General features: G+C 52.8%; 14 protein-coding genes and 2 CRISPR repeat arrays (2 of these 16 running past the window's edge). Of the genes, 12 read left to right on the forward strand and 2 right to left on the reverse strand.

Annotated features, from left to right (window positions below; translation table 11 throughout):
• Positions 1 to 1,023: direct repeats of the CRISPR family, unit length 29 nt; unit sequence GTGTTCCCCGCGCCAGCGGGGATAAACCG; it begins 1,203 nt to the left of the window's first position.
• Between the two features lie 158 nt (positions 1,024 to 1,181).
• Positions 1,182 to 1,979 carry an MBL fold metallo-hydrolase gene (locus QEN31_RS04535; RefSeq protein WP_001208013.1) on the forward strand — a complete coding sequence of 266 codons (798 nt, stop codon included), beginning with the start codon at positions 1,182 to 1,184 and terminating at the stop codon, positions 1,977 to 1,979.
• A gap of 87 nt (positions 1,980 to 2,066) precedes the next feature.
• Here QEN31_RS04535 and queD read toward each other — a convergent pair whose 3' ends face one another.
• Positions 2,067 to 2,429 (reverse strand): 6-carboxytetrahydropterin synthase QueD, encoded by a 363-nt coding sequence (gene queD, locus QEN31_RS04540; protein ID WP_000108313.1) that lies wholly within the window; start codon positions 2,427 to 2,429, stop codon positions 2,067 to 2,069.
• Positions 2,430 to 2,852: 423 nt separating this feature from the next.
• Here queD and cysJ point away from each other — a divergent pair, with 423 nt between their 5' ends.
• The 3 genes from cysJ to cysH all read left to right on the forward strand — a co-directional run bounded on the left by cysJ (position 2,853) and on the right by cysH (position 7,174).
• Positions 2,853 to 4,652, forward strand: coding sequence for an NADPH-dependent assimilatory sulfite reductase flavoprotein subunit (gene cysJ, locus QEN31_RS04545; RefSeq protein ID WP_000210927.1), 1,800 nt, complete (start codon positions 2,853 to 2,855; stop codon positions 4,650 to 4,652).
• The gene (gene cysI / locus QEN31_RS04550) at positions 4,652 to 6,364 is read left to right on the forward strand and encodes an assimilatory sulfite reductase (NADPH) hemoprotein subunit (protein ID WP_001290660.1); all 1,713 of its coding nucleotides are present in this window, start codon (positions 4,652 to 4,654) and stop codon (positions 6,362 to 6,364) included. The genes cysJ and cysI overlap by 1 nt, the downstream gene beginning before the upstream one ends.
• Before the next feature lie 75 nt (positions 6,365 to 6,439).
• Positions 6,440 to 7,174 carry a phosphoadenosine phosphosulfate reductase gene (cysH, locus tag QEN31_RS04555; protein WP_000080404.1) on the forward strand — a complete coding sequence of 245 codons (735 nt, stop codon included), beginning with the start codon at positions 6,440 to 6,442 and terminating at the stop codon, positions 7,172 to 7,174.
• An 87-nt stretch (positions 7,175 to 7,261) separates the two neighbouring features.
• On the opposite strand, the gene sopD is transcribed toward cysH, so the two are convergent.
• Entirely contained in the window at positions 7,262 to 8,215 is a 954-nt protein-coding gene (gene sopD, locus QEN31_RS04560; protein ID WP_001145543.1) for an SPI-1 type III secretion system effector SopD, read from the reverse strand.
• 444 nt (positions 8,216 to 8,659) lie between these two features.
• On the opposite strand from sopD, the gene QEN31_RS04565 reads away from it, so the two are divergent.
• From QEN31_RS04565 to cas2e, 8 genes are read left to right on the forward strand one after another with little or no spacing between them, the layout of a single operon-like run.
• Complete coding sequence (locus tag QEN31_RS04565) at positions 8,660 to 11,323, forward strand: CRISPR-associated helicase/endonuclease Cas3 (protein ID WP_000029738.1); 2,664 nt, start codon at positions 8,660 to 8,662, stop codon at positions 11,321 to 11,323.
• Positions 11,324 to 11,334: 11 nt separating this feature from the next.
• On the forward strand, positions 11,335 to 12,891 hold the full coding sequence (gene casA / locus QEN31_RS04570) for a type I-E CRISPR-associated protein Cse1/CasA (protein WP_000368584.1): 1,557 nt from the start codon (positions 11,335 to 11,337) through the stop codon (positions 12,889 to 12,891).
• Positions 12,888 to 13,448: a type I-E CRISPR-associated protein Cse2/CasB gene (gene casB, locus QEN31_RS04575; protein ID WP_000117946.1), complete on the forward strand. Its 561-nt coding sequence runs from the start codon at positions 12,888 to 12,890 to the stop codon at positions 13,446 to 13,448. The genes casA and casB overlap by 4 nt, the downstream gene beginning before the upstream one ends.
• Positions 13,449 to 13,461: 13 nt before the next feature.
• On the forward strand, positions 13,462 to 14,520 hold the full coding sequence (gene cas7e, locus QEN31_RS04580) for a type I-E CRISPR-associated protein Cas7/Cse4/CasC (protein ID WP_000206415.1): 1,059 nt from the start codon (positions 13,462 to 13,464) through the stop codon (positions 14,518 to 14,520).
• 10 nt (positions 14,521 to 14,530) lie between these two features.
• Complete coding sequence (cas5e, locus tag QEN31_RS04585) at positions 14,531 to 15,277, forward strand: type I-E CRISPR-associated protein Cas5/CasD (RefSeq protein ID WP_000085114.1); 747 nt, start codon at positions 14,531 to 14,533, stop codon at positions 15,275 to 15,277.
• Positions 15,259 to 15,909 (forward strand): type I-E CRISPR-associated protein Cas6/Cse3/CasE, encoded by a 651-nt coding sequence (cas6e, locus tag QEN31_RS04590; RefSeq protein ID WP_000281486.1) that lies wholly within the window; start codon positions 15,259 to 15,261, stop codon positions 15,907 to 15,909. Before cas5e ends, cas6e begins: the two co-directional genes overlap by 19 nt.
• Complete coding sequence (gene cas1e, locus QEN31_RS04595; RefSeq protein ID WP_000144832.1) at positions 15,906 to 16,826, forward strand: type I-E CRISPR-associated endonuclease Cas1e; 921 nt, start codon at positions 15,906 to 15,908, stop codon at positions 16,824 to 16,826. The genes cas6e and cas1e overlap by 4 nt, the downstream gene beginning before the upstream one ends.
• Positions 16,826 to 17,119: a type I-E CRISPR-associated endoribonuclease Cas2e gene (gene cas2e / locus QEN31_RS04600; protein ID WP_001518648.1), complete on the forward strand. Its 294-nt coding sequence runs from the start codon at positions 16,826 to 16,828 to the stop codon at positions 17,117 to 17,119. The genes cas1e and cas2e overlap by 1 nt, the downstream gene beginning before the upstream one ends.
• A gap of 96 nt (positions 17,120 to 17,215) precedes the next feature.
• Positions 17,216 to 18,278: direct repeats of the CRISPR family, unit length 29 nt; unit sequence GTGTTCCCCGCGCCAGCGGGGATAAACCG; it runs 67 nt beyond the window's last position.

Genomic DNA, 18,278 nt, shown 5'->3' on the forward strand with positions numbered 1-18,278 from the left:
TGGCGTTTGACATGAGCGTGTTCCCCGCGCCAGCGGGGATAAACCGAATTATTTCTGTGGCTGGGGTTTCGATTCGATGTGTTCCCCGCGCCAGCGGGGATAAACCGAATTATTTCTGTGGCTGGGGTTTCGATTCGATGTGTTCCCCGCGCCAGCGGGGATAAACCGTGACGCTGGTCTATACCGGCAACGAACGCGACGTGTTCCCCGCGCCAGCGGGGATAAACCGTGACGCTGGTCTATACCGGCAACGAACGCGACGTGTTCCCCGCGCCAGCGGGGATAAACCGTTGACGGTGACGTCAGTGCCGAAGGCGAAATAGTGTTCCCCGCGCCAGCGGGGATAAACCGCCAGCTTACGCTATTTACGACGTTATTGAGCAGTGTTCCCCGCGCCAGCAGGGATAAATCGAAACGAAAGAGGCTATGCGGTTGTTTATCGGTGTGTTCCCCGCGCCAGCGGGGATAAACCGCCCCGATAGCGACGCTTCTGTAGTCACTGGCAGTGTTCCCCGCGCCAGCGGGGATAAACCGGTGAGTTCGGTTTTAATTTCGTCGCTAAGCTGCGTGTTCCCCGCGCCAGCGGGGATAAGCCGCGTCACTTTCTGACATTTTATTCAGTTCGTTAGTGTTCCCCGTGCCAGCGGGGATAAACCGTCATTTCTGGACGGGGCTGTGTGACGAATACGGTGTTCCCCGCGCCAGCGGGGATAAACCGTGTCCAATTAACCCAAACTTTGCGCGCTTAATATGTTCCCCGCGCTAGCGGGGATAAACCGGGATATGTGAAGTTCAGGTAGCCCATTACGCAGTGTTCCCCGCGCCAGCGGGGATAAACCGTTGATCGAGAGTGCGAAGAGGCAGAACGGGCAGTGTTCCCCGCGCCAGCGGGGATAAACCGCAGGTTATGCGCAAAAATTAATTCATATTATAGTGTTCCCCGCGCCAGCAGGGATAAACCGGACGAGTTCTGGAAATGGTTAGCTGATAAAGAGTGTTCCCCGCGCCAGCGGGGATTAACCGCGTTCATCGGCAGCGTCACGCAATATGAAGATGTGTTCCCCGCGCCAACAAGGATAGCCGTTGCATAATCATAATCTGTGTACCAGTAATGGCAGCTACAAACCTGTAAAGTAAAAAGGCCGCGTTTTCCCGGGGAGGCTTTTAGACAGGAGAAGGCCATGGCGTTAAGGATCAGGGTATTGCTCGAAAATCATAAGGGAGCTGGAGCGGATAAATCGTTGAAGGTCCGGCCAGGGTTAAGCCTGTTGGTCGAGGATGAGTCTACGTCTATCTTGTTCGATACCGGCCCTGATGGCAGTTTTATGCAAAACGCGTTGGCGATGGGGATCGACCTGTCCGATGTGTCTGCTGTGGTGCTTTCGCATGGTCATTACGATCATTGCGGCGGCGTGCCGTGGCTTCCTGATAGCAGTCGAATCATCTGCCATCCCGATATTGCACGTGAACGTTATGCAGCAATGACTTTTCTTGGTATTACCCGAAAAATAAAAAAATTGTCGTGTGAGGTGGACTATTCACGCTATCGAATGATGTACACGCGTGACCCCCTGCCGATTGGCGAAAACTTTATCTGGTCAGGGGAAATACCGGTGGTCGCGCCTGAAGCCTACGGCATTTTTGGCGGCCACGATGCGGAGCCGGACTCTATTTTGGATGAGGGCGTACTGATTTACCAATCGACAAAAGGATTAGTCATCATTACGGGATGCGGGCATCGGGGGATCGCAAATATTGTCCGGCACTGTCAGAATATTACTGGTATAAAGCGGATTTACGCGCTTGTCGGCGGATTTCATCTCCGCTGCGCATCACCGTTCACGCTGTGGCGAGTCAGGCGCTTTCTGCAAGAACATAAACCTGAAAAACTATGCGGTTGTCACTGTACAGGGGCCTGGGGGCGGTTGTGGCTACCGGAAATAACCGCACCTGCAACCGGTGATGTACTGCGCTTTTAACACCACGCGCTGGACTGTTTTCACTGATGAAACGTCGTGTGGATAGGCTGGAATCAATTTGACATCCAGCCCACGCGTTAATAAACCTTATTCGCCGCGATAGACGCAGCCGGCTGTACAGGTCTCTTTCACCATCACGGCGCTCAGTAGCGGCACGACGGGCTTAACCTGATCCCAAATCCATTTTGCCAGCACTTCGCTGGTGGGATTGGACAGCCCTGGAATATCATTCAGATAGTAGTGATCAAGACGATCGTAAGTCGGTTTAAACGCCGCTTTGAGATCCGCGAAATCCATAATCCAACCGGTATGCGGATCGACTTCACCGGTAATTTCGAGACGCACCATAAACGAGTGTCCGTGCAGGCGGCCGCACTTATGCCCTTCAGGCACGTGAGGCAGGCGGTGAGCGGCTTCAAAGGTGAAATCTTTATACAACGTGGTGGACATGATGAACTCTCAGGCAATAAAAAAACCGCCGTAGGGTACCGGAAAGCGCATTTTTTATCATTAACTAAAACCATTCTCCGCCTTGTGACGGGCAATTAATTTAAGAATTTCCAGAAAATTTAATAATTATCAATCAATTATAAAATCGATTTTGGCGTTAATAACGATAACTAAAACAGGTTAGTTCATTTGGTTATTTGTTATTTCCAACCCTTCTTTAATTGTTATTCCTCTCACCGTTAACCTTATCCTCAGTTTGGGATTTATCGCTTATACATTTCATCTTTCAAGCCGCATCTGTGTTGACTGCGTTTACTCACCCCAGTCACGTATTTATGTACGCTCCTGGGGCGCGATCAGCTTACGGCGAACTTGAATGATTTTGTGTATAGATCCGCTTTGCTTACTGGAACATAACGACGCATGACGACACCGGCTCCACTGACTGGGTTGCTTCCGCTTAATCCGGAGCAACTGGCGCGCCTTCAGGCCGCGACAACCGACCTTACTCCCGAACAGCTTGCCTGGGTCTCCGGCTATTTTTGGGGCGTACTGAACCCGCGCTCAGGCGCTGTTGCCGTCACGCCTGTTCCTGAGCGGAAGATGCCGCGGGTTACGCTTATCTCCGCTTCGCAAACCGGCAATGCGCGTCGTGTGGCGGAAGCGCTGCGTGATGATCTGCTGGCGGCCAACCTTAATGTGACACTGGTGAACGCCGGCGACTACAAATTCAAACAGATTGCCAGTGAAAAACTGTTGGTGATAGTGACGTCCACCCAGGGAGAAGGCGAGCCGCCGGAAGAGGCCGTCGCGCTGCATAAATTCCTGTTCTCCAAAAAAGCGCCGAAACTGGAAAACACCGCTTTTGCCGTGTTTAGCCTCGGCGACACCTCTTATGAATTTTTCTGCCAGTCCGGAAAAGATTTCGACAGCAAACTGGCGGAACTGGGCGGTGAACGTCTGCTCGACCGTGTCGATGCTGACGTTGAATATCAGGCAGCTGCCAGCGAATGGCGCGCCCGCGTGGTTGATGTTCTGAAGTCTCGCGCACCTGTCGCGGCACCTTCGCAATCCGTCGCTACTGGCGCGGTAAACGACATCCACACCAGCCCCTATACTAAAGACGCGCCGCTGATCGCGACCCTCTCCGTGAATCAGAAAATCACCGGTCGCAACTCGGAAAAAGATGTGCGTCATATTGAGATTGATTTAGGCGACTCCGGCCTGCGCTATCAGCCGGGCGATGCGCTGGGCGTCTGGTATCAGAACGATCCGGCTCTGGTGAAGGAGCTGGTTGAGTTGCTGTGGCTGAAGGGCGATGAGCCGGTGACGGTTGACGGTAAAACCCTGCCGCTCGCCGAAGCGCTGGAGTGGCACTTCGAGCTGACGGTGAATACCGCCAACATTGTTGAGAACTACGCGACCCTGACGCGCAGTGAGTCGCTGTTGCCATTAGTGGGCGACAAAGCGCAGCTCCAGCATTACGCCGCGACCACGCCCATTGTTGATATGGTGCGTTTCTCTCCGGCACAGCTGGATGCTCAGGCGCTAATCGACCTGCTGCGTCCGCTAACGCCGCGTCTGTACTCCATCGCCTCCGCACAGGCTGAAGTGGAGAGCGAAGTGCATATCACCGTTGGCGTGGTTCGTTATGACATTGAAGGCCGCGCCCGCGCCGGTGGCGCTTCCAGCTTCCTCGCCGACCGCGTGGAAGAAGAGGGCGAAGTTCGCGTCTTTATTGAGCATAACGATAACTTCCGCCTGCCAGCTAACCCGGAAACGCCGGTGATCATGATTGGCCCCGGTACCGGCATCGCGCCGTTCCGCTCCTTTATGCAACAGCGCGCGGCGGAAGGGGTGGAAGGTAAGAACTGGTTGTTCTTCGGCAACCCGCACTTTACCGAAGATTTCCTCTATCAGGTGGAGTGGCAGCGCTACGTGAAAGAGGGGGTGTTAAGCCGTATCGATCTCGCCTGGTCACGCGATCAAAAAGAAAAAATTTACGTACAAGACAAGCTGCGTGAACAGGGCGCCGAGCTGTGGCGCTGGATCAATGATGGCGCGCATATTTATGTCTGCGGCGACGCCAGGCGCATGGCCGCAGATGTCGAAAAAGCATTGCTGGAAGTGATCGCTGAATTCGGCGGTATGGACCTCGAATCGGCAGATGAATATTTAAGTGAGCTGCGCGTAGAGCGCCGTTATCAGCGAGATGTCTACTAATGAGCGAAAAACATCCAGGCCCACTGGTGGTCGAAGGTAAACTGTCCGATGCCGAGCGCATGAAGCTGGAAAGCAACTATCTGCGCGGCACCATTGCGGAAGATCTGAACGACGGTCTCACCGGCGGTTTTAAAGGCGATAACTTCCTGCTGATACGCTTTCATGGCATGTATCAGCAGGATGACCGCGATATTCGCGCCGAGCGTGCGGCGCAGAAGCTGGAGCCGCGCCACGCGATGCTGCTGCGCTGCCGCCTGCCGGGCGGGGTGATTACTACGACGCAATGGCAGGCGATCGATAAATTCGCGGCGGATAACACGATTTACGGCAGTATCCGTCTGACCAACCGCCAGACCTTCCAGTTCCACGGCATTCTGAAGAAGAACGTTAAGCCGGTGCACCAGATGCTGCACTCGGTGGGGCTGGATGCGCTGGCAACCGCCAACGACATGAACCGTAACGTGCTGTGTACCTCTAACCCGTACGAGTCTCAGCTGCATGCTGAAGCCTACGAATGGGCGAAGAAGATCTCCGAACATCTGCTGCCGCGCACCCGTGCGTATGCGGAGATCTGGCTCGATCAGGAGAAGGTCGCGACCACCGATGAAGAACCGATCCTCGGGCAGACCTATCTGCCGCGTAAATTTAAAACCACGGTGGTGATCCCGCCGCAAAATGATATCGATCTGCACGCCAACGACATGAACTTTGTGGCGATTGCCGAGAACGGCAAGCTGGTCGGCTTTAACCTGCTGGTGGGCGGCGGTCTGTCTATTGAGCATGGTAATAAGAAAACCTACGCTCGTACGGCCAGCGAGTTTGGCTATCTGCCGCTGGAGCACACCCTGGCGGTGGCCGAAGCGGTAGTGACGACGCAGCGCGACTGGGGTAACCGTACCGACAGGAAAAATGCCAAAACCAAATACACCCTTGAGCGCGTGGGACTGGAGACATTTAAAGCGGAAGTCGAGCGTCGCGCGGGGATCAAATTTGAGCCGATCCGCCCGTATGAGTTTACCGGGCGTGGCGACAGGATTGGCTGGGTGAAAGGCATTGATGATAAATGGCACCTGACGCTGTTTATTGAGAACGGCCGTATCCTGGATTATCCGGGGCGTCCGCTGAAAACCGGCCTGCTGGAGATCGCGAAGATTCATCAGGGCGAGTTCCGTATCACCGCTAACCAGAACCTGATTATTGCCAGCGTGCCGGAAAGCCAGAAAGCGAAGATCGAGACGCTGGCGCGCGACCACGGGTTGATGAATGCGGTGAAACCGCAGCGTGAAAACTCAATGGCCTGCGTGTCGTTCCCAACCTGCCCGCTGGCAATGGCGGAAGCCGAGCGTTTCCTGCCGTCGTTCACGGACAAAGTGGAAGCGATTCTGGAAAAACACGGCATTCCTGATGAGCATATCGTGATGCGCGTGACCGGCTGCCCGAACGGCTGTGGCCGCGCGATGCTGGCGGAAATTGGCTTAGTAGGGAAAGCGCCTGGTCGTTATAACCTGCATCTTGGTGGCAACCGCATCGGGAGTCGTATCCCACGGATGTATAAAGAAAATATCGCCGAGCCGGATATTCTGGCCTCGCTGGATGAACTGATTGGGCGCTGGGCGAAAGAGCGTGAAGCGGGTGAAGGCTTCGGCGACTTTACGGTGCGTGCGGGCATCATTCGCCCGGTGCTCGATCCCGCGCGTGATTTCTGGGAATAACCTGAATTGCCGGATGGCGTCTGTGTAGGCCTGATAAGCACAGCGCCATCAGGCAAGGCAAACAGTGAGGAACTCATGTCCCAACTCGATCTCAACGCATTGAATGAATTGCCAAAAGTCGATCGCGTAATGGCTCTGGCGGAAACCAACGCCCAACTGGAAAAACTGAGCGCCGAAGAACGCGTGGCCTGGGCGCTGGAAAATCTGCCCGGCGAATACGTGCTCTCCTCAAGCTTTGGCATCCAGGCGGCGGTGAGCCTGCACCTGGTGAACCAGATTCGCCCGGATATCCCGGTGATCCTCACCGATACCGGCTATTTGTTCCCGGAAACCTACCAGTTTATTGATGAGCTAACGGACAAACTCAAACTCAACCTGAAAGTTTACCGCGCGGGCGAAAGTCCGGCCTGGCAGGAAGCGCGCTACGGCAAGCTGTGGGAGCAGGGCGTTGAGGGCATTGAGAAATACAATGAGATCAACAAAGTCGAGCCGATGAACCGGGCGCTAAAAGAGCTGAAAGCGCAGACGTGGTTTGCGGGTCTGCGTCGCGAGCAGTCCGGCAGCCGCGCGCATTTACCCGTTCTCGCTATCCAGCGCGGCGTGTTTAAAGTGCTACCGATTATCGACTGGGATAATCGCACCGTTTACCAGTACCTGCAAAAGCATGGCCTGAAATACCATCCGCTGTGGGATCAGGGCTATCTGTCGGTGGGCGATACGCACACCACCCGCAAATGGGAGCCGGGTATGGCGGAAGAAGAGACACGCTTCTTCGGGCTGAAGCGCGAGTGCGGGCTGCATGAAGGGTAATTGTCCTTACGCGGTATGATTATACTTGCTGCTATGAAAAATCCGGCAGGCAGCCGGATTTTAAATTGGTTATATTACTGACTATCTTTATGTCAGTAATATATTACGACTGCACCCATCTTTACCAATGTGCAAAGAACGTTCATGGGTTAGATATAGTTTTTCAAGAATTACATCAATAAACATTTTTTTTGCATGATAGTCGTTATAATCCTGATTAAGTTTTTTTAAAAAACCAGAATTTGTTGGTTTAAACTCTGAAAACGGTGAATAGCTATGTAGTAAATAGGAGATGCACGGATGCATCATGCTAAAAGCGACTTCACCTTGTACCTCCTGATAACCTATTTTGCAAAACTGAGTCGTAGGCTCAAAGTTACCGGCATTAATACAGGCCAGCATTGATTTTTCATCTGCAGTAAGTGAGTCCTGCCATTCGACAAGCGGGTGGTCTGGAGCCTCTGCGGGACGCATCATCTCATAAACCGCCGTTTTGATTTGTGCATTTCCCGTCACTTCTTTTCGTAGAGTTGAAATCGACTCCTGAAGTAATTCCGGGTGCCAGGTCATCTTCGAACCAATCACCTCACATATTTGTAAAAATAATTGTCTCTCCTCTCTACTCATAGATTCTATCACTGCATCATCTGATATATTAAGGATGTCCTTAATATTGCTTTGGCTGATCACCGTGTCGCCGACCATAAGTAAAAATTGTGTCTGAGAAGCGTCCATCTTGATAGTAAACAGATCTTGATGAGCCGGGCAGGCCAGATGTTGTAGCCGTTTAAAGGCGTAAATTTTATTTATATCCTCTACGTTAACTTCCATCTCTCCAGGTTCACCACGGCCCTGCCCGTGAATGATGGAGTGTAACACTTCCAGCGCATGGTCCTTTTTTTCCGCTCTAAAATGATCCTGGACTTTATCCCAACCCCCCATATGGATTGCTTTTTCTTTATCTGCGCTTAACAGATGAGCAAGCCGACTTTCATTAAGCGTATAATTTTGATGATTACCGAAGCTTAAAGTGACTGGCATAATATTTTCCTTCAAATTTATATTATTCAATATCCGGAGTAAAATATATCGTTCAATTCTCTCTTTTTTATTAAACAGATAAAGTTTACTACAGGAGAGAATTTGAACGACATTATTAATACAGCACATTTATGGTTGGTAATCCTTTGTGGTGACGATAATTCAGACAAAAGGTAGATGATTCGCCGCAAATGGTCGTTTTTTTTAAATTTTGGTTTATGCAGAAGGCATTGGAGGAAGCCTCTTTGAGCGCTTCTTCCAGAAGAAAAAGGCGGAAAAATTTATAATAATTATTCGTGGGGTAAATATTTCTGAAGAATATATAAAATTGAGCGGGCATATTTAAATATAATCTCAGGAAGTGCAATTTTTGTGAGGTATATCAACAAAAAAGACCATTAAAAAGGCGTAGAGTGCTTTTATTATCCACATGCTGGAGTTTACGTGTCGATATATCACTATTGGGGAAAGTCTCGACGAGGAGAAACTGACGGCGGTGATGATTACCATTTGCTTTGCTGGCATTCTTTAGATGTTGCGGCTGTGGGTTACTGGATGGTGATAAATAATATTTATTTTATTGACCACTATCTAAAAAAATTAGGCATCCAGGATAAGGAGCAGGCGGCGCAATTTTTTGCCTGGATTTTATGTTGGCATGATATTGGAAAGTTTGCTCATTCCTTCCAGCAACTATACCGTCATGAGGCTTTAAATATCTTTAATGAGCCTACACGGCATTATGAAAAAATCGCGCATACCACGCTGGGATACATGTTGTGGAACTCCTGGCTAAGTGAATGCCCTGAATTGTTTCCTCCTTCTTCGCTTTCAGTTCGTAAAAGTAAGCGCGTTATGGCGCTTTGGATGCCAGTCACTACAGGTCATCATGGACGCCCTCCAGAGGCAATCCAGGAGCTGGACCATTTTCGCCAGCAGGATAAAGACGCGGCAAGAGATTTTCTTCTGAGAATAAAAGCGCTCTTTCCTTTAATTACTTTGCCTGAAGCCTGGGATGAAGATGAGGGTATCGACCAATTTCAGCAACTTTCCTGGTTTATTTCCGCTGCGGTTGTACTGGCTGACTGGACTGGTTCTGCCAGCCGTTATTTTCCGCGTACTGCGGAAAAAATGCCTGTTGATACCTACTGGCAGCAAGCTCTCGCTAAAGCACAAACTGCCATCACGCTATTTCCCTCAGCGGCGAATGTGTCTGCCTTTACGGGCATAGAAACGCTTTTCCCTTTTATTCAGCATCCCACACCGTTACAACAAAAGGCGCTTGAGCTGGATATCAACGTGGATGGCGCCCAACTCTTTATTCTTGAAGATGTCACCGGGGCCGGAAAAACAGAGGCGGCGCTCATATTAGCTCATCGACTGATGGCGGCAGGTAAAGCGCAGGGACTCTATTTTGGACTGCCGACAATGGCGACAGCCAACGCGATGTTTGAACGTATGGCGAACACCTGGCTGGCGCTGTATCAGCCGGACTCCCGTCCCAGCCTGATTCTGGCGCATAGCGCGCGTCGCTTAATGGATCGTTTCAATCAGTCAATATGGTCGGTCACTCTTTCTGGTACGGAAGAACCCGATGAAGCGCAGCCTTATAGTCAGGGATGCGCCGCCTGGTTTGCCGACAGCAATAAAAAAGCGTTGTTGGCGGAGGTTGGCGTAGGCACGTTGGATCAGGCGATGATGGCGGTAATGCCATTTAAACATAACAACCTGCGGTTACTGGGTCTTAGCAACAAGATCTTACTGGCTGATGAGATCCATGCCTGTGATGCCTGGATGTCCCGAATACTTGAAGGTTTGATCGAACGGCAGGCCAGTAATGGCAACGCCACTATTCTGTTATCTGCGACGCTATCGCAGCAGCAGCGAGATAAGCTGGTGGCGGCATTTTCCCGTGGGGTGAGGCGTAGTGTGCAGGCGCCGTTGCTAGGCCATGACGATTATCCCTGGCTGACTCAGGTCACACAAACAGAGCTGATTTCTCAGCGGGTTGATACACGCAAAGAGGTTGAGCGTTGCGTAGATATTGGCTGGCTACATAGTGAAGAGGCGTGTCTTGAACGTATAGGTGAAGCAGTGGAAAAAGGAAACTGTATCGCCTGGATACGTAACTCCGTTGATGATGCGATTCGTATCTATCGCCAGCTTCAACTGAGTAAGGTCGTCGTCACGGAAAACCTTTTACTCTTCCATAGTCGCTTTGCTTTTTACGATCGTCAGCGGATTGAGTCACAGACGCTGAATCTCTTTGGCAAACAGAGCGGCGCGCAACGTGCCGGTAAGGTCATTATCGCCACGCAGGTCATCGAACAAAGTCTGGATATTGACTGCGATGAGATGATCTCTGATTTAGCGCCGGTGGATTTATTAATTCAGCGGGCCGGTCGACTACAGCGTCATATTCGCGATCGTAACGGTCTGGTGAAAAAGAGTGGGCAGGATGAGCGAGAGACGCCAGTGCTGCGCATTCTTGCTCCGGAGTGGGATGACGCGCCGCGAGAGAACTGGTTATCCAGCGCCATGCGTAACAGCGCCTATGTCTATCCCGATCATGGGCGCATGTGGCTGACACAGCGCATATTACGTGAGCAGGGGACGATTCGGATGCCGCAATCTGCCCGATTGTTGATTGAGTCGGTCTACGGCGAGGATGTCAACATGCCGGTTGGATTTGCAAAAACCGAGCAATTGCAGGAAGGCAAATTTTATTGCGACCGGGCATTTGCCGGCCAGATGCTGCTTAACTTTGCGCCGGGCTACTGTGCTGAAATTAGCGATTCTTTACCGGAGAAAATGTCAACGCGGCTGGCGGAAGAGTCTGTCACGCTGTGGCTGGCGAAAATCGTGGATAGCGTCGTAACCCCTTATGCCAGCGGTGAACACGCCTGGGAGATGAGCGTGCTGCGAGTACGTCAGAGCTGGTGGAATAAACATAAAGACGAGTTTGAAAAATTAGACGGCGAACCCTTGCGTAAGTGGTGTGCGCAACAGCATCAGGATAAGGATTTTGCCACGGTGATTGTGGTGACGGACTTTGCCGCTTGTGGTTATTCGGCGAATGAGGGATTGATTGGCATGATGGGGGAATAACGAATACAGATATGGACAATTTTTCACTTTTAACAACGCCCTGGCTCCCCGTCCGTTTCAAAGACGGTTCCACGGGCAAGCTGGCCCCCGTCGATCTGGCGGATGAAAACGTGGTGGACATCGCCGCAACGCGAGCAGATTTACAGGGAGCGGCTTGGCAGTTTCTGTTGGGATTGCTGCAATGCAGTATCGCGCCGAAAAGATACAAAAATTGGGAGGATATCTGGTTTGATGGATTGCATGCCGATGTGCTCCATAAGGCATTAGCACCGTTAGAACACGCTTTTCAGTTTGGCGCGGAAACGCCGTCTTTTATGCAGGATTTTGAACCGTTAAGCGGCGAAAAAGTCTCTATTGCCTCATTGTTGCCGGAAATACCTGGCGCGCAAACCACGAAGTTCAATAAAGATCATTTTGTCAAACGCGGCGTAACGGAACGTTTTTGTCCGCACTGCGCGGCGCTGGCGCTGTTCTCGTTGCAGCTTAACGCGCCTGCGGGCGGCAAAGGCTATCGTACCGGGCTGCGCGGCGGCGGGCCACTGACCACGCTGGTTGAATTGCAGGAATATCAGGGCGAGCGGCAAACGCCGCTCTGGCGCAAGCTGTGGCTCAACGTGATGCCGCAGGATACTGCGGATCTGCCTTTACCAGACCAGTGTGATGCGACCGTTTTCCCGTGGCTTGCCGCGACGCGGACCAGCGAGCAGGCGAATGCCGTTACCACGCCGGAGCAGGTCAATAAACTCCAGGCGTACTGGGGGATGCCGCGTCGTATCCGCCTGGATTTTGCCACCTTACAGTCAGGTTGCTGCGATATTTGCGGCGCTGAAAGCGATGAGCTTCTTGGCTTTATGACCGTCAAGAACTACGGCGTTAACTACGATGGCTGGCGGCACCCGCTGACGCCTTATCGCGCCCCGGTAAAAGATCAAAACGCCTTCTTTTCCGTTAAACCGCAGCCCGGCGGCCTTATCTGGCGCGACTGGCTGGGATTAAGTCAGAACAACCAGACGGAAGCGAATTACGAATCTCCCGCGCAGGTAGTCAAGGTGTTTAACGCCCGCTCGCTGACTGACGTTAAAGCGGGGATCTGGGGCTTTGGCGCGGATTTCGACAATATGAAAATCCGCTGCTGGTATGAGCATCACTTCCCGTTGCTGATGACGGAAGGTCTGATCCCTGATTTACGTAAGGCCGTGCAAACTGCGGCCCGCCTGTTGAGCCTGCTTCGCAGCGCGCTCAAAGAGGCCTGGTTTGCCGATGCGAAGGGTGCTCGCGGTGATTTCAGTTTTATCGACATTGATTTCTGGAACCTGACGCAGGGACGTTTTCTCAACCTGATTCACGATCTGGAAAACGGCCACAAGCCGGACGAAAGGCTGAATAAATGGCAAAGAGAACTTTGGCTGTTTACCCGTCATTACTTCGATGATCACGTCTTTACCAACCCCTACGAGAGCAGCGATCTGGAACGCATCATGACCGCGCGCAAGAAATATTTTACGACATCGGCGGAAAAACAAAGTGCAAAAGCCGCCAAAGCAAAGAAACAGGAGGCTGCTGAATGAGTGTTGTGACGAAAGATGATAAAGCCACTTTGCGTCAGTGGCATGAGGAACTACAAGAAAAACGTGGATTACGTGCCAGCTTACGACGTAGTAAAACGGTGAATGATGCCTGTTTGGCTGAGGGGCTTCATTCATTGTTAATGCAAACACATTCTTTATGGAAAAACAAAGCACCCTGGAATGTTACTGCATTGGCAATCACAGCGGCACTGGCTGCACATATCAAATTTATTGATGAGCAAAAGAGTTTTGCTGCGCAGCTTGGACAGAAGAAAGGTGGCGACACTCCGGTGATGTCAAAATTACGCTTCTCCCACCTATTAGCGGTAAAAACGCCGGATGAACTGCTGCGCCAGTTACGGCGTGCGGTGAAGCTGTTAGATGGTTCGGTCAACCTGTTTTCTCTTGCAGACGATATTTTCTGCTGGTGCCAGGAGCAGAATGACTTGCTGAACCACCATCGCCGCCAGCAGCGGCCAACCGAATTTCTTCGTATCCGCTGGGCGCTGGAATACTACCAGGCCGGCGATGGCGATACCGATAACGAACAAGATTAACAGGGATATCTTTATGACAACGTTTATTCAGCTCCATTTACTGACCGCTTACCCCGCCGCTAACCTGAACCGTGATGATACCGGTGCGCCAAAAACCGTGGTGCTTGGCGGAGCAACACGTCTGCGTATCTCCTCTCAGAGCCTGAAACGCGCCTGGCGTACATCTGAGTTATTTGAACAGGCATTAGCTGGCCATATTGGTATTCGTACTGGTCGCATTGCTCGTGAGGCGGCGCAAATCCTCGTTGATAGCGGCATTGACGCCAAAAAAGCGGTTGAGTACGTCAAGAACATCGCCAACTGCTTTGGCAAGGTAAAAGAGGATAAGAAACCCAAAGATGAGTTGACGAATGCTGAAACCGAGCAACTGGTGCATATCAGCCCTGCTGAGTTTGAGGCCGTGAAAGCGCTGGCGCGCCGTCTGGCAGAAGAAAAACGTCCGGCAACAGAAGAGGAAGCAGAACTGTTACGTCACGATCGCATGGCCGTCGATATTGCCATGTTTGGCCGGATGTTAGCGAAGAAAACTGATTTTAACGTGGAAGCCGCCTGCCAGGTCGCCCACGCCTTCGGCGTCAGCGAAACGATCATCGAAGACGATTTCTTTACCGCTGTGGATGACCTACGCCAGGCATCGGCAGAAGATGCAGGCGCAGGCCATCTCGGCGAAACCGGCTTTGGCTCCGCGCTGTTTTACACCTATATCTGCATCGACAAAGATCTGCTGGTGAAAAACCTGAACGACAATGAAGAACTGGCAAACAAAACGCTGCGCGCCTTTACTGAAGCGGCGCTGAAAGTGTCGCCGACCGGCAAACAGAACAGCTTTGCCAGCCGTGCCTATGCCTCGTGGGCGCTGGCCGAAAAAGGCACCGACCAACCACGTTCACTGGCGGCCGCGTTTTATGAACCGATCAACGGTACAGACCAATTGAACGTTGCGGTTAAGCGTATTACATCGCTGCATAAGAATATGAATAAGGTTTATGGCCAGCGGACTGATACCGCCAGTTTCGACGTGATGAATCAGCAGGGAAGCATGGAAGACGTGCTTGACTTCATCTGCGCGTAAGGGGCGGCTTATGAGCCAATATCTGGTTTTTCAGCTTCACGGGCCGATGGCCTCCTGGGGCGTGGATGCGCCAGGCGAAGTGCGCCACAGCCATGAGCTACCCTCGCGCTCGGCGCTGTTGGGGTTATTAGCTGCGGCGCTGGGAATTCGCCGCGATGAGGAGGAACGGCTAAACGCCTTCAATCGTCATTACCAATTTTTGCTGTGCGCCAGTGGCAACCCGCGCTGGGCGCGGGATTATCACACGGTGCAGATGCCGAAAGAGGTACGTAAGGCACGTTACTTCAGCCGCCGTGAAGAGTTGCAGGATCCTGAATTACTGAGCGCGCTGATTTCCCGACGCGACTACTACACCGACGCCTGGTGGATGATCGCTGTCAGCGCGACGCCGGACGCGCCTTACACGTTGGCGCAGCTTCAGACGTCGCTACAACATCCTGTATTCCCGCTGTATCTGGGGCGCAAAAGTCACCCTCTGGCGTTGCCGCTTGCGCCGCAACTGCTGGAAGGGAGTGCGGCGGGTGTCCTGCGTGAAGCATATCGTTGGTATCAGGATCAATTCAATGCGCTGAAACTGCCTCTCCCCAGATTACAGAACGAATGCTGGTGGGAAGGTGAACACGATGGCTTAACGGCGAGCAAAATTTTACGTCGTCGCGACATGCCGTTGAGCCGCCAGCAATGGCTGTTCGGTGAACGTAGCGTGAATCAGGGGCCGTGGCTCCGCAAGGAGGACGCGTGTATCTCTCAAGAATAACGCTGCACACCAGCGAGCTTTCGCCGGCACAGCTCTTGCATCTGGTGGAGCGCGGCGAGTACGTGATGCACCAGTGGTTATGGGATCTCTTTCCCGGCAGCAAGGAACGGCAGTTTCTTTATCGCCGCGAAGAGTTACAGGGCGCGTTTCGCTTTTTTGTTCTCTCACAGGAACAGCCTGCCGCCAGCGCGATTTTTGACGTGCAGACTCGCCCATTTGCGCCAACGCTGAGCGCGGGGCAGACGCTGCGGTTTAACCTGCGCGCCAATCCGACGGTTTGCAAAAACGGCAAGCGTCACGATTTGCTGATGGAGGCGAAACGCCAGCGTAAAACGCAGGGTGATAGCCAGGATATTTGGTCTTATCAGCAGCAGGCGGCGCTGACGTGGTTGGCGCGCCAGGGGGAGCAAAATGGCTTTACTCTGCGCGAGGCGAGCGTTGATGCTTATCGGCAGCAGCAGATACGTCGCGGGAAAGATCGGCAGATGATTCAGTTTAGCAGCGTGGACTATACCGGCGTGCTGGTGATTAACGAACCCGCGCTTTTCCTGCAACGTCTGGCGCAGGGGTTCGGTAAAAGCCGGGCGTTTGGCTGCGGAATGATGATGATCAAACCTGGAGACGACGCGTGACGTTCGTGCCGCTCAACCCGATCCCGTTAAAAGATCGAACCTCAATGATCTTCCTCCAGTACGGTCAGATTGACGTGCTGGATGGGGCATTCGTGCTGATCGATAAAACGGGAATCCGCACGCATATTCCCGTTGGTTCGGTCGCTTGTATCATGCTGGAACCGGGAACGCGGGTTTCCCATGCGGCTGTGCGTCTGGCATCGACGGTGGGAACGCTGTTGGTGTGGGTGGGCGAGGCGGGAGTGCGGGTTTATTCCTCCGGACAACCCGGCGGCGCACGAGCCGATAAGTTGCTTTATCAGGCAAAGCTGGCGTTAGATGATGACCTGCGGCTGAAGGTGGTGCGCAAAATGTATGAACTGCGTTTTCGCGAACCGCCGCCCGCCCGTCGTTCCGTTGAGCAACTGCGCGGTATTGAAGGATCCCGTGTGCGGGCGACCTATGCATTGCTGGCGAAGCAGTATGGCGTGAAGTGGCATGGTCGTAACTATGATCCGAAAGACTGGGAGAAGGGGGATGTCGTCAACCGATGTATTAGCGCGGCGACATCGTGCCTGTACGGGATTTCAGAAGCGGCTATCCTGGCGGCGGGATATGCGCCAGCTATCGGTTTTATCCATAGTGGTAAGCCGCTTTCTTTTGTTTATGACATTGCCGATATCATCAAATTTGAATCGGTGGTGCCCAAAGCATTTGAGATCGCTGCTCGTCACCCGGCGGAACCTGATAAAGAAGTGCGCCTGGCCTGCCGTGATATTTTTCGCAGTTCGAAGCTGACCGGAAAATTGATCCCACTGATCGAAGAGGTGCTCGCTGCCGGTGAAATTGAACCACCTCAGCCTGCGCCGGATATGTTGCCGCCAGCAATACCGGAACCTGAATCACTGGGTGATAGCGGCCATCGGGGGCATGGTTGATGAGTATGGTGGTTGTGGTCACGGAAAACGTACCGCCGCGCCTGCGGGGACGTCTTGCCGTCTGGTTACTCGAGGTTCGTGCAGGTGTTTATGTTGGCGATACCTCGAAGCGTATTCGGGAAATGATTTGGCAACAGATCACACAGCTTGGCGGAGTCGGAAACGTAGTAATGGCCTGGGCAACAAATACTGAGTCTGGTTTTGAGTTCCAGACCTGGGGTGAAAACAGACGTATTCCGGTAGATTTGGATGGACTGCGTTTGGTTTCTTTTCTTCCTGTTGAAAATCAATAAGTTGAATGTTCTTTAATAATAAGGAATTGTTATCTTACCGTTGGTAGTTTGTTATGTAGTAAAAAAGGGCTTTTAGAACAAATATATAGTTTTAGTGTGTTCCCCGCGCCAGCGGGGATAAACCGGAACGAGTAATCTTTGTTTTCCCCGTACCTTCGTGTTCCCCGCGCCAGCGGGGATAAACCGTGAGCAACGACAGTAAATAATTTTTCGTGCTGGTGTTCCCCGCGCCAGCGGGGATAAACCGAACCGCTGGCGGGCTGATTGGTCTGCAACCACGTGTTCCCCGCGCCAGCGGGGATAAACCGCAACCAGGCTGGATCGTAACTCCTATCCCCTCGTGTTCCCCGCGCCAGCGGGGATAAACCGAAAATGCAGGTGGGGTAACGAATGCGAGATTGGTGTTCCCCGCGCCAGCGGGGATAAACCGCCATTATTCAACCCTCCAGGCTCGCGCCGGCTGTGTTCCCCGCGCCAGCGGGGATAAACCGCCAGTGGGCGTAGCCAGCTCATCGCTATTTTGCGTGTTCCCCGCGCCAGCGGGGATAAACCGCGTTGCGGATTATCGTTAAGACTGAAGGAAGTGTGTTCCCCGCGCCAGCGGGGATAAACCGCGTCACTACCGAGACCGAGACCGAGACCGAGAGTGTTCCCCGCGCCAGCGGGGATAAACCGTTGCAGGGCGATATTGTTGTTGGTGAATGGGAGTGTTCCCCGCGCCAGCGGGGATAAACCGCGTCGCGGAAAATTTCGCATTGACGATAAAGAGTGTTCCCCGCGCCAGCGGGGATAAACCTGAGGCGTACAGGCTGTTAGATGAGAAATTACCGTGTTCCCCGCGCCAGCGGGGATAAACCGACGCCCCGAATGTGTTTGCCTCGCCCGCTGCCGTGTTCCCCGCGCCAGCGGGGATAAACCGTGGATTATCTGTATTTTACGGAAGTGGGCGCGGTGTTCCCCGCGCCAGCGGGGATAAACCGGTCGTTCATCAGGCACTACCGGCACTTTCTGGGTGTTCCCCGCGCCAGCGGGGATAAACCGATATTCGCCGCTTTCCATTTACCGAACGTAACGTGTTCCCCGCGCCAGCGGGGATAAACCGCCACGTTCGGCGATGTTGGCCCCATCGGTCCAGTGTTCCCCGCGCCAGCGGGGATAA

Origin of the sequence: Salmonella sp. SA15303 (assembly GCF_029962125.1) — a bacterium.
GTDB lineage: Bacteria > Pseudomonadota > Gammaproteobacteria > Enterobacterales > Enterobacteriaceae > Salmonella > Salmonella enterica.